The following is a 12169-nucleotide window of genomic DNA, read 5'->3' on the forward strand; positions in this document are numbered from 1 at the left end:
CTCCCCGACGAACCCCGTCGGGAAGCGGGCCCCCATGGCCCTGCCGATGTCGTCAGCGCCGGCGGTACGACTCCACGTAACCGCCCGCGGGTGTCCCCACGCCGGTGACGTCGTCGTAGCCCTTCACGGCCTTCAGTGAGCTGTCCTGGCCGAGGGTGCGGGCGGAGGTGAGCAGGCCCCCGGACGCGTCGTAGCTGTTGGCGTAGTCGACGCGTGCCACGGCGAGTGGGGAGCCCGTCGGGTTGTCCGTGACGTCGTGGTACGCCTTCGTGCCGTACTTGGCGTAGATCTCCGGGTTGGCGAAGCCGATCGCTTTGCCGCCACGCGCCTGCTGGGCGAGGGCCTGGACGGCCGCGATCACCGGCGAGGCCAGCGAGGTGCCGCCGAGGCGGTACTCGCTGTACTGCTGCGACCCGTCCGGGAAGGTCTGCGTCTGGCCGACCTTGAAGCCGGTGTTCGGGTCGGCGATCGCCGCGATGTCCGGGACGACGCGGTTGCCGGCGGCGCTGTAGGCCTGGGCGAGCGAGTCCGGGACGACGCCCTTCTGGTACGAGGGCTCGGCGACCGTCCTGCTGGTGCCGCCGCCCGCGCCCGAGGTGAACGCGCCGGGGAAGTCGACCCAGCTCTTGCCGTCGGCCGACAGAGCGGCCTTCTCGGTGCCCCAGCCGGTCTCCCACAGGTACGTGTCGTCCTTGCCGACCGCCAGCGAGGTGCCGCCGACCGCCGTCACCCAGGCCGAGTTCGCCGGGGTGTCGACCTGCTTGGTTCCGGTGCTGGCGACCTCGTCGCCGTCGTCGCCGGAGGAGAAGTAGAAGCCGATGCCCTCGACCGCGCCGTACTGGAAGACCTGGTCGTAGGCGGCCGCGAGGTCCGGCGTCTGGTTGGCCTCGATGTCGCCCCAGGAGTTGGAGACGATGTCGGCCAGGTGGTGGTCGACGATGGTGCCGAGCGAGTCGAGCAGGTCGTCGTCGTGGCAGGAGGCGCCACCCACGTAGGTGATGTCCGCCGCGGGCGCGACCGCGTGCACGGCCTCGACGTCGAGGGTCTCCTCGCCGTACCAGCCGGACGCGTCGCAGCTCTTGGTGTGGTGGTAGTTCTTGGGCAGGACCTGGGTCAGCCGGCCGCTGGTGTAGGCCGCGTCGCCGTGCTGCTTCGCGTAGGTGGCCGCGTCATAGGCGATCGTCGGTGAGGCGTACGCGTCGGTGATGGCGACCCGTACCCCCTTTCCCGTGTACGAACCCGCGCCGTACGCGGCCCGCAGCTGCTTGCCCGTGTAGCCCTCGACGGCGTACGGGATCTTCCCGCCGTACGCGTCCGGCAGCGTGCTCGCGGTGTTCGAGCCGTAGTACGACGAGAACGGCCCGGCGTTCTTGAACACGGCCTCCGGCCCCGGCAGTTGGTCGTCGTGGCTCGCCTGGTGCGGGGCGTTGTCCAGGCCGGTGACGGTCAGGACGGCGCCGTTCAGGCTCTCCGGCGCGGAGGCCGCCCTGGACGGGGCGCGGTAGGTCTCGGAGCCCTTGGCGTAGTTGTGCAGCTGGGTGCCGAAGGCCTGCTCGGCGGCGGCCACGTCACCGGAGACGGAGACGTAGTGCCGCGTGACCCCGGTGACCTTCAGGCCGGCCGAGGTCAGCCAGGCCCGCACCGCGGCGACCTGCGCCTTGGACGCACCGAAGCGGGCCTGCGCCTGCCGCGCGCTCAGATACTTGCCGTACGAGGCGGAGGACGGGTCGGACACGGCCTTGGCGTACCTGGCGAGGCCGGCCGCGTCCCGGCCGGCGAGGTAGACGCGGGCGGAGACCTGGGCGCCGTCGGAGGTCGCGCCCTTGTCCGCCTTGGCCGTGGCCCACGCGGGTTTGGTGCCGGCGAGCAGGTCCCGGACCGGGTGGTCGGCGGCGTGCGCCGCGGGTATGCCGAGCACCAGCGCACCGGCGAGCATGGGCAGTGTCGCTGCCATGCTCACCCCGGCGCGCAGCCTGGCGCGGTTGGATCTCATGGAACCCCCTGTGCGGTTCGACGCGAGTGGATCACTCGACAGGTGCCACTCTCGCGATGAACCGTTCACGCCAGGGGAAATCGGAGGCCAAGAAGACGCCTCGAAGACCAAGAAGACGCCAAGGATGCGGCCCCCAGGGCGATTTGAGGCTTACGCCCTACGAACGCGGCTTCGCGCCCCGCTCCTTGAGCATCCCCGCCATCAGGCCGATCTCCGACTGCTGCCCCTCGACCATGCCCTGCGCCAACTGCTTCTCCACGCCGACCGTGCACTTGTCCACACAGCCCTCGGCCATGTGGATACCGCCCTTGTGATGGTCCGTCATCAGCTGCAGATAGAAGACCTCGGCCTGCTTGCCGCTGAGCGAATTCAGCTTCTTCAGCTCGCTGTTGGTCGCCATGCCCGGCATCAGCGCCCCGTCCTTGCCGGAGGCCATGTCCCCCATGCCCATCCAGGTCATCGCAGGGTCGGCGGACACCTTCGGCAGGCCCCACAGATCGAGCCAGCCCAGCAGCATGCCGCGCTGGTTGGCCTGCGTCTGCGCCACGTCGTACGCCAGGCGCCGCACCTCCTCGTCGTCGGTGCGGTCGCGCACGATGTACGACATCTCCACGGCCTGCTGGTGGTGCACCGCCATGTCCCGCGCGAACCCGGCGTCCGCGGAATCGGCGGCGGGAACCTCGCTCGAACCGCCGTCCTCGGCCACGGCATACGTGATCGCGCCGGCCGCCACGAGCACCCCGGCCACGGCGACGGCCACTCCGGCGGGCGACCTCACTGCGGAAGACCTCCCGTGCACGCGGCACCCTTCTCCGGCGTCTGCTCGCCCTGCACGAACTTCTCGAAGAACTTGCCGACGTTCGGGTCGTCGGCACTCGTCACCGTGCGCTGGTGCCCCCACGCGGTCATCATGATCGGGTCGGCCTGCTTCTCGTCCGGGCTCATCAACGTGTACGGCGTCTTCTTCACCTTCGCCGCCAGCGCGTCCACGTCCGCCTTCGAGGCCTTGCTGGTGTACGTCACCCACACAGCGCCGTGCTCCAGGGAGTGCACGGCGTTCATGTTGTTGATCTCCTTGGTGTAGACGTCACCGTTGCAGTTCATCCAGACCTGGTTGTGATCGCCGCCGACCGGGGGCTCGGTCGGGTACTTCACGGTCTTGGTGACGTGGGTCTGGCTCAGCTTGCCCTTCCAGGTCTTGACGCCGTCCGCGCCGGTGACGAACTCTCCCTTGGCCTGCGCGGCGGTGGAGGAGTCGTCGTCCGACTGCGACTGCACGAGGACCACGCTCCCGGCGACGAGCCCGCCGACCACGAGGACGCTGGCCGTGATCGTGAAGATCCGGTTGCGTCGCTCACGCGCCTTCTCGGCTCGCCGCATCTCCTCTATTCGAGCCTTACGCTCTGCGCTGCTGCTCTTCTTGGCGGAACCCATGGGGCTTGTCCTTCTGGGGGAAAGGGACGGACGGTGGATGTGCCTGACGTTCGCAAGGTACGGGTCTGCTGATCGTAATGGGGAAGGAGGGGAATCCCGTAGGCAGGTCACAGCCAAGGGACAGGGCGAGAGGGATACGGGCCGGAGCCGCGGGATGGTGACGGGGGATAATTTGAAGCGCAGATGCGTATTATCTACCCTTCCCCTCATGCGGCTCTTGCGATCCACTGACCTGGCGCTACGCGTGCTCATGCGGCTCGCGGTGGCGGACGAGGCCACCCCGACGACCCGTGAGGTGGCGGCCGGCATGGAGGTCCCCTACACCCATGCGGCCAAGGTGGTGGCCGAGCTCCAGCACATGGGTCTGCTGGAGGCCCGCCGCGGCCGGGGCGGCGGGCTCATGCTGACCGAGAAGGGCCGTACGGCGTCGGTCGGCGCCGTCGTCCGGGCCTTCGAGGGCGACGGCGATGTAGTGGACTGTGAGGGCGCGACCCCCTGCCCCCTGAACTCCGGATGCCGGCTGCGGGGGGCGCTGCGGCGGGCCCAGGAGGCCTTCTTCGCGTCTCTCGACCCGGTGACGGTGTCGGACGTGGTGGCGGAGCCGACGGGACCGTTGCTGCTGGGGATCTCCAGGCTCGGCTGATCCGGCCCCCGGGGAGTCCGGGCGGGCCCCTTGTCCCCGCCTCGGGCCCCCTCAGACGCCAGCCAGCCACAGATCCGGCCCGAACACCTCGTAGTGCACGTCCGCCGGAGACACCCCCTTCTCGATCAGCTGGGCCCGCACCGCCCGCATGAACGGCAGCGGGCCGCACAGGTACGCGCGCGTGCCCGGACGGACGGGGACGTTCGTGAGGTCGACCAGACCGGTGTGGGCGCCCGCGGGGGCGTTCTGCTCGTACCAGAGATGGACGGCCGCCTCGGGGAGCTTCGCGGCGTAGGTCTCGTGGTCGGTGCGCAGGGCGTGGTGGGCGGGGGAACGGTCGGCGTGGACGACCGTGACCGGGGCGGGGTGGCCGGTGGCCGCGAGGTGGCTCAGCATCGCGATCATCGGGGTCACGCCGATGCCGGCCGACGCCAGGAGCAGCGGGGTGGCGGGGGCGCTGTCCAGGACGAGGTCGCCGTACGGCTCCGACAGCTCCAGCACGCTGCCCTCGTGCACGCGCGCGTGGAGATGATGGGAGACCTCGCCCTCCGGCGTCGTACCGCCGAGGACGCGCTTCACGCTGATCTGGCGTACGGCCGTGCCCGGTGCGCCGGTGAGGCTGTACTGGCGTATCTGGTGGGCTCCGTCGGGCAGTTCGGTGCGCAGGGAGACGTACTGACCGGGGAGGAAGTCGCGGACCGGGGCGTCGTCGGCGGGGCGCAGGCGGAAGGTGACGACGTCCGCCGTCTCCGGGATGCGCTCCACCACCTCCCAGGCCCGCCAGGCGCGGCCGCCGCGCTCCTCGTACAGCCGCTTCTCGATCGCGATCAGCGCGTTCGCCATCAGCCAGTAGACCTCGTCCCAGGCCGCCGCGACCTCGGGCGTGACCGCCTCGCCGAGGACGTCGGCGATGGCGGCGAAGAGGTGTTCGCGGACCACCGCGTACTGCTCGGGGGCGATGCCCAGGGAGGCGTGTTTGTGGGCGATGCGCGTGAGCATCGCGTCGGGGCGGATGTCCGGGTGCTCGACGAGGTGTGCGGCGAAGGCGGCGATCGATCCGGCCAGGGCCTGGCGCTGGGTGCCGGCGGCCTGGTTGCCGCGGTTGAACAGGTCGCGCAGCAGTTCGGGGTGGGCGGCGAACAGGCCCGCGTAGAAGCGTTCGGTGATCTCACCGAGGGACGCGCCGACGGCGGGGAGGGTGGCGCGGACGGTGGCTGCGGACTGCTCGGACAGCATCAGGGCTCCTCGGGGCTCGACTGCTCGGCACGCTATTAAAACTTGCATCTGAGATGCAAATTAAAGTGGAGGGGATGCGTGGGGGCCGGGCATTACGGATGTCAGTCCGAGCAGGCAAGATGGGCTGTAGAGCTGTACACCTGCGGTACGCGAGGCGTTCGCACCGAGGTCGGCCGGACGATCAAGACGCGCAATGCGCATGAAATGGTGTTGTGGTGGGATGCTCAGGTGCCCGACCGCCTCCCGTGGTGCGGAAGACAGGCGGCCTGACCAGCAAGGATGGGGAAGCGGAAGATGGACAAGCAGCAGGAGTTCGTGCTCCGGACGTTGGAGGAGCGTGACATCCGGTTCGTACGGCTGTGGTTCACGGACGTGCTGGGCTTCCTCAAGTCCGTGGCCGTGGCCCCGGCCGAGCTAGAACAGGCCTTCGATGAAGGCATCGGCTTCGACGGCTCCGCGATCGAGGGCTTCGCGCGCGTATACGAGTCGGACATGATCGCCAAGCCGGACCCGTCGACCTTCCAGGTCCTGCCGTGGCGCGCGGAGGCCCCCGGGACCGCCCGCATGTTCTGCGACATCCTCATGCCGGACGGCTCCCCGTCCTTCGCCGACCCGCGCTACGTCCTGAAGCGGGCCCTGGCCCGCACCTCCGACCTGGGCTTCACCTTCTACACCCACCCGGAGATCGAGTTCTTCCTGCTCAAGGACCGGCCCCTCGACGGCTCCCGGCCCACCCCGGCCGACAATTCGGGCTACTTCGACCACACCCCGCAGAACATCGGCATGGACTTCCGCCGCCAGGCGATCACCATGCTGGAGTCGATGGGCATCTCGGTCGAGTTCTCCCACCACGAGGGCGCGCCGGGCCAGCAGGAGATCGACCTGCGCTACGCGGACGCACTCTCCACCGCCGACAACATCATGACGTTCCGCCTGGTCATGAAGCAGGTGGCACTGGAACAGGGCGTCCAGGCGACCTTCATGCCCAAGCCGTTCTCCGAGCACCCGGGCAGCGGCATGCACACGCACCTCTCGCTCTTCGAGGGCGACCGGAACGCCTTCTACGAGTCGGGCGCGGAATACCAGCTCTCCAAGGTCGGCCGCTCCTTCATCGCGGGCCTGCTGAAGCACTCGGCGGAGATCTCCGCCATCACCAACCAGTGGGTCAACTCCTACAAGCGCATCTGGGGCGGCACGGAGCGCACGGCCGGCGCCGGCGGCGAGGCCCCCTCGTACATCTGCTGGGGCCACAACAACCGCTCGGCCCTGGTCCGCGTCCCGATGTACAAGCCCGGCAAGACCGGCTCCGCCCGTATCGAGGTCCGCTCGATCGACTCCGGCGCGAACCCGTACCTGGCGTACGCCGCCCTGCTGGCCGCCGGCCTGAAGGGCATCGAGGAGGGCTACGAACTCCCGCCGGGCGCGGAGGACGACGTGTGGGCGTTGTCGGACGCGGAGCGCCGCGCGATGGGCATCGAGCCGCTGCCGCAGAACCTCGGCGAGGCGCTGACGCTGATGGAGCGCAGCGACCTGGTCGCGGAGACGCTGGGCGAGCACGTCTTCGACTTCTTCTTGCGCAACAAGCGCCAGGAGTGGGAGGAGTACCGCAGCGAGGTCACGGCCTTCGAGCTCCGGAAGAACCTCCCGGTGCTGTAGGCGGAGAAGGGGCACTGGAGAGAGCTGCGTTACGGCACCACCGGCTTCGCCGTTGCCGCGATGATTCCCTCCAGGAAGTCCTGGCCCGGCTCTTCCCAGTAGGGGAGATCCGGGACCTTGCGGATGAGGTCGAATGCCTCGTCCATCAGGTCGCGGTGGATCGTGGGGCCGTGGCAGGACGCCGCGGTGTCGATGTCGAGGTCCTGGACGCGGTCCACGTGCTCGTTGAACTTCCCGGCGTCCAGCCACAGATGCCAGGGGTGGTTCAGCCGGTTGCCCAGGAGCATCCCTTCGCGCCAGGCCGTCCGGTCCAGGTCGGCGGCGTTCTCGGCGGGGTGCGGGATGGCCGTGGCGAAGGTGTCGGCCGCCCAGTAGACCCTCGTCGTGGTGTCGAACAGGCCGCGCGTCGTCGGGTTGTCGAAGAACGGCGGCCTGATCGCGAGGAGCGTACGGTCCCCGGCCGTGAAGCTCTCGCCGTCGCGCACCCAGCGGGAGCGGTTGAACGGCATCCAGAACTCCTCGGTGTCGATGGCGTAGCGGGCCATCGAGAACCAGGTCGTGACCAGCGTGGCGTTCGGGCAGGTGGCCATGACCTCGCGGACGTTTCCCGCGTGGTCGTGGTCGTCGTGGGTCAGGAAGACCCACCGCACGTCGGCCGGATCGACGAGGTTCCAGGCGTGATCCAGCCACTGCTGCCGGTTCGACGGCGCACCGGTGTCGACGAGCACGGGCTCGCTGCCGGTGATGACCATGGAGTTGACGTAGAACAGCCCGACCGGCGGCGCCTCCAGCAACTGCGGGATGACATAGGTCTCGGGCGCGACCCGGTACGGCTCGACCTTCGGTTCAAAGATTCCTTCGGCGGTGGTCATGGCCCCGCCTCCTCAATTCGTCCTCCACTCCATCCTGCGCACGTCATGCACGTCATGCACGCGGGGCACCACCGCACAACGCCGGTGGCCCGCCGGGACCGGCCCCCGGCCGCCCCTGCCCGTGTCGCCCCTACCCCTACCCCTGCCGCGCCGCCAGATCCGCCAGCAGCTGATGCAACGGCTCCGTAGCCCGCCGCCGGAACTCCTGCACCGCCCACCCGTTGCCGTCCGGGTCCGTGAAGTACATGAACGTCGCGCCGTCCTGCGGAGCGAACCGCTGCGGCTCGCTGATGTCGAGGCCGCGCCCGGTCAGCTCCTCGTAGGCCGCCTTCGCGTCCGTGACGACCAGTTGCAGCCCGTGGTACGTCCCCGGCCGCGGCATCCCCGTCGGGACCTCCAGCCCGTCGGCGAGGGCGATGGAACAGCCGGAGCCGGGCCTGGTCAGCTGCACGATCCGCACGCCCGGCATCACCTGGTCGTCGAGATCCACATGGAAGCCGACCTTGTCCCGGTAGAACTCCTTGGCCCGGTCCACGTCGGAGACCGGCAGCAACACCACTTCGAGGCTCATGTCCATGCGTGACTCCCTCGTCGAGCTCGAACTCGAGGTCGGATGCCAGACGTCGGACGTCAGAACCGCCACCGCGTCTGGCTGAACGGCTCCCCCTTACCGAAGCCGAAAACCGTGCGCGGCGCCACCGCGTAGACGACGGCGTGCCCGGGACCGTGGTGGAAATACCCCTCCCGTACCTCGAAGTGCCAGAAATCGCCGTACTTCGCCTGCCACCCGGCGGCCAGCTCGCGCAGCCTGCCGTCGTCCTGCACGCGCACCGCCTCGCCCTCGACCACCAGGTCGTAGCCCTTGTCCCAGATGTTGGTGCCGGTCGTCAGCACGACGTGCGGATCGTGCGCGAGGTTCTTCGCCTTGCGCTCCTCGGGGCCCGTGCAGAAGTGCAGCGCGCCGTGCGCCCAGACCGCCGGCAGCGGTGTCACATGCGGCCGCCCGTCCGGCCGTACCGTCGAGATCCAGAACAGCTCGGCCGACGCCAGCAGCGCCTCGGCGTCGGCCCAGGGGATCGGTGTGGCCGTCTCGTCGCTGTAGCGCGGGTCCAGGCGGGTATCAGGTTCCATTTCGGTCATCGGTCGTCCTCCATGCCTCTGTCACTCCGCGTTCCCACGCCTTACCGGTCCAGACTCCCCGCGCCCGCGGAACTCATCGCCGACCGACCCGGCGCTTCTCACCAGCCCAACGGTTAGGCTCGGGCGCGTACGACCTTGATCGGACAGGAGGCCGGGGATGACGGCGCCGGGGCGCAGGAGCAGTACCTTCACGCGACTGCTGCGGCACGGCTTCACCGATCCCTCCGCCGCCGAGCGGCTGCTCGACAGCACGGAGCTCGCGCCGCTGAGGGACGACCCGGTGCTGCTCGACGCGCTGGGCGCGACCGCCGACCCGGACCTCGCCCTGCACGGTCTCGTACGGCTGCTGGAGGCCCAGTCCGGGCACACCGCCCGCCACGAACTGCTCGACACGGTGATAGCGGCCAAGCCGCTGCGCGACCGCCTGCTCGGCGTGCTCGGCGCCTCCGCCGCGCTCGCCGACCACCTCGCCCGGCACGCCGGCGACTGGCAGGCGCTGGTCATGTACGAACCGAGCGACCTCCACCCCGGGGTGGAGGAGTTCGAGCGGGGCCTGGCGGAGGCCACCGACCCGGTCTCCCTGCGCGTCGCCTACCGGCGCTGCCTGCTGTCCATCGCCGCCCGCGACGTGTGCGGCACCACCGACCTCGCCGAGACCGCGGCCGAACTCGCCGACCTCGCCACCGCCACCCTGCGCGCCGCGCTGGCCATCGCGTGCGCCGCCGCGCCCGAGGACGCCGCGCTGTGCCGGCTGGCCGTCATCGCGATGGGCAAGTGCGGCGGCCATGAGCTCAACTACGTCTCCGACGTCGATGTGATCTTCGTGGGGGAGGCCGTCGAGGGGGCCGACGAGGGCAAGGCACTGCGGTCGGCCACCCGGCTCGCCTCGCACATGATGCGCATCTGCTCGGAGACGACCGTCGAGGGATCGATCTGGCCCGTGGACGCCAATCTGCGCCCCGAGGGCAGAAACGGCCCGCTGGTGCGTACGCTCAGCAGTCACCTCGCCTACTACCAGCGCTGGGCCAAGACCTGGGAGTTCCAGGCGCTGCTCAAGGCCCGCCCGGTGGCCGGCGACACCGAACTCGGCGAGGAGTACGTCGCCGCCCTCGAACCCCTCGTCTGGAAGGCCGCCGAGCGCGAGAACTTCGTCCCCGACGTGCAGAAGATGCGGCGCAGGGTGGTCGAGAACATCCCGGCCGCCGAGATCGACCGCGAGCTGAAGCTCGGCCCGGGCGGTCTGAGGGACGTCGAATTCGCCGTACAGCTCCTCCAGCTGGTGCACGGGCGGGCCGACGCCTCCCTGCGCAGCGGCACCACCCTCAACGCCCTCCAGGCCCTCGCCGCCGGCGGCTACGTCGGCCGGGTCGACGCCGTCCAGCTCGACGACGCCTACCGCTTCCTGCGCTCCATGGAGCACCGCATCCAGCTCTACCGGCTGCGCCGCACCCACCTCGTCCCCGAGGACGAGGCCGATCTGCGCCGTCTCGGCCGCTCCCTCGGCCTGCGCGCCGACCCGGTGGCCGAGCTGACCCGCGAGTGGAAACGGCACACCAGCGTCGTACGACGGCTGCACGAGAAGCTCTTCTACCGGCCACTGCTCGACGCGGTCGCCCAACTCTCCCTCGGCGAGGGTCGGCTGAGCCCCGAGGCGGCCCGGGAACGGCTGGTCGCGCTCGGCTACGCGGACCCGGCGGCGGCCCTGCGGCACCTGGAGGCACTGGCCTCCGGCGTCACCCGCAAGGCCGCGATCCAGCGGACGCTGCTGCCGGTCCTCCTGGGCTGGTTCGCGGACTCCGCCGACCCGGATGCCGGGCTGCTCAACTTCCGCAAGGTGTCGGACGCGCTGGGCAGGACGCCGTGGTACCTGCGGCTCCTGCGGGACGAGGGCGCCGCGGCCGAGAACCTGGCACGTGTGCTCTCCGCCGGCCGCCTCGCCCCCGACCTGCTGATGCGCGCGCCCGAGGCGGTGGCGTTGCTCGGCAACGGTAACGGGGGCGGGCTCGAACCCCGCGGGCGTGCCCACCTGGAGCAGGAGATACTCGCCGCCGTCGGCCGCGCGGACGGCGCGGTCCAGGCGGTCACGGCCGCGCGCGGTGTCCGCCGCCGCGAGCTGTTCCGTACGGCCGCCGCGGACATCGTCGGCTCCTACGGCACCGAGGCCCAGCCCGCCGAGGCCGACCAGGGCGCGCTCATGGACCGCGTCGGCGATGCCGTGTCCGACCTGACGGCCGCCACTCTCGCGGGCACCCTGCGCGCGGTGGTCCGGGGCAACTGGGGGGACACCCTGCCCACCCGGTTCGCGATCATCGGCATGGGGCGTTTCGGCGGGCATGAGCTGGGCTACGGCTCCGACGCCGACGTGCTGTTCGTGCACGAGCCGCGCGAGGGAGTCGACGAACGGCAGGCCTCCGAGGCGGCCAACAAGGTCGTCTCCGAGATGCGCCGCCTGCTCCAGATCCCCAGCTCCGACCCGCCGCTGCTGATCGACGCGGACCTGCGGCCGGAGGGCAAGTCCGGACCGCTCGTACGGACACTGAAGTCGTACGAGGCCTACTACCGCCGCTGGTCCCTGGTGTGGGAGTCGCAGGCGCTGCTGCGGGCCGAACCGGTCGCCGGGGACGAGGAGCTGGGCCGCCGTTTCGTCGAGCTGATCGATCCGCTGCGCTACCCGGAGGCGGGCCTCGGCGACGACGCCGTACGCGAGATCCGCCGTCTGAAGGCCCGGATGGAGACCGAACGCCTGCCGCGCGGCGCCGACCCGAAACTCCACACCAAGCTAGGGCCCGGCGGGCTGTCCGACGTCGAGTGGACGGTCCAGCTGCTCCAGATGCGGCACGGGGCGGAGGTGGCCGGGCTGCGCACCACCCGCACCCGGGCCGCCCTCGCCGCCGCCCGCGCGGCGGGCCTCCTCGCGGACGAGGACGCCGGGATACTCGACGAGGCGTGGGTGCTGGCGACGCGAGTGCGCAACGCGGTGATGCTGGTGCGGGGACGGGCCGCGGACACGTTCCCGTCGGAGGCGCGGGAGCTGGGCGCGGTGGGGCGGTACCTCGGGTACGGCCCGGGGCATGTGGGAGACATGCTGGACGACTACCGGCGTACGGCGCGGCGGGCGCGGGGCGTGGTGGAGGAGCTGTTCTACGGGGGCTGACGGCGGGGCTGACGGCAGTGCGCCCGCCGGCTTCAGCCGCT

Annotated in this window: 10 protein-coding genes; 3 read left to right on the forward strand and 7 right to left on the reverse strand. The window is 70.6% G+C overall.

Going from position 1 to position 12169, the window contains the following annotated elements:
• Positions 1-52 precede the first annotated feature (52 nt).
• The 3 genes from Q4V64_RS13940 to Q4V64_RS13950 all read right to left on the reverse strand — a co-directional run bounded on the left by Q4V64_RS13940 (position 53) and on the right by Q4V64_RS13950 (position 3427).
• On the reverse strand, positions 53-1993 hold the full coding sequence (locus Q4V64_RS13940; protein ID WP_124442768.1) for a S53 family peptidase: 1941 nt from the start codon (positions 1991-1993) through the stop codon (positions 53-55).
• A gap of 157 nt (positions 1994-2150) precedes the next feature.
• Positions 2151-2753, reverse strand: coding sequence for a DUF305 domain-containing protein (locus tag Q4V64_RS13945; RefSeq protein WP_172629417.1), 603 nt, complete (start codon positions 2751-2753; stop codon positions 2151-2153).
• A 14-nt stretch (positions 2754-2767) separates the two neighbouring features.
• Complete coding sequence (locus Q4V64_RS13950; RefSeq protein ID WP_124442770.1) at positions 2768-3427, reverse strand: DUF3105 domain-containing protein; 660 nt, start codon at positions 3425-3427, stop codon at positions 2768-2770.
• A 208-nt stretch (positions 3428-3635) separates the two neighbouring features.
• On the opposite strand from Q4V64_RS13950, the gene Q4V64_RS13955 reads away from it, so the two are divergent.
• Positions 3636-4070, forward strand: a complete 435-nt coding sequence (locus tag Q4V64_RS13955) for an Rrf2 family transcriptional regulator (protein ID WP_124442771.1) — start codon at positions 3636-3638, stop codon at positions 4068-4070.
• Between the two features lie 51 nt (positions 4071-4121).
• On the opposite strand, the gene Q4V64_RS13960 is transcribed toward Q4V64_RS13955, so the two are convergent.
• On the reverse strand, positions 4122-5306 hold the full coding sequence (locus Q4V64_RS13960; RefSeq protein WP_124442772.1) for a globin domain-containing protein: 1185 nt from the start codon (positions 5304-5306) through the stop codon (positions 4122-4124).
• A gap of 294 nt (positions 5307-5600) precedes the next feature.
• Here Q4V64_RS13960 and glnA point away from each other — a divergent pair, with 294 nt between their 5' ends.
• The gene (gene glnA, locus Q4V64_RS13965) at positions 5601-6962 is read left to right on the forward strand and encodes a type I glutamate--ammonia ligase (protein WP_095755120.1); all 1362 of its coding nucleotides are present in this window, start codon (positions 5601-5603) and stop codon (positions 6960-6962) included.
• Positions 6963-6991: 29 nt separating this feature from the next.
• Here the strand turns inward: glnA and Q4V64_RS13970 are convergent, their stop codons facing one another.
• From Q4V64_RS13970 to Q4V64_RS13980, 3 genes are all read right to left on the reverse strand, one after another.
• Positions 6992-7834 carry an MBL fold metallo-hydrolase gene (locus tag Q4V64_RS13970; protein ID WP_124442774.1) on the reverse strand — a complete coding sequence of 281 codons (843 nt, stop codon included), beginning with the start codon at positions 7832-7834 and terminating at the stop codon, positions 6992-6994.
• A gap of 136 nt (positions 7835-7970) precedes the next feature.
• Positions 7971-8411 carry a VOC family protein gene (locus Q4V64_RS13975; RefSeq protein ID WP_124442775.1) on the reverse strand — a complete coding sequence of 147 codons (441 nt, stop codon included), beginning with the start codon at positions 8409-8411 and terminating at the stop codon, positions 7971-7973.
• A 53-nt stretch (positions 8412-8464) separates the two neighbouring features.
• Positions 8465-8974: a pyridoxamine 5'-phosphate oxidase family protein gene (locus Q4V64_RS13980; protein ID WP_124442776.1), complete on the reverse strand. Its 510-nt coding sequence runs from the start codon at positions 8972-8974 to the stop codon at positions 8465-8467.
• A 157-nt stretch (positions 8975-9131) separates the two neighbouring features.
• On the opposite strand from Q4V64_RS13980, the gene Q4V64_RS13985 reads away from it, so the two are divergent.
• On the forward strand, positions 9132-12128 hold the full coding sequence (locus tag Q4V64_RS13985) for a bifunctional [glutamine synthetase] adenylyltransferase/[glutamine synthetase]-adenylyl-L-tyrosine phosphorylase (RefSeq protein ID WP_124442777.1): 2997 nt from the start codon (positions 9132-9134) through the stop codon (positions 12126-12128).
• Positions 12129-12169 lie beyond the last annotated feature (41 nt).

The organism is Streptomyces sp. NL15-2K (assembly GCF_030551255.1).
Taxonomy (GTDB): domain Bacteria; phylum Actinomycetota; class Actinomycetes; order Streptomycetales; family Streptomycetaceae; genus Streptomyces.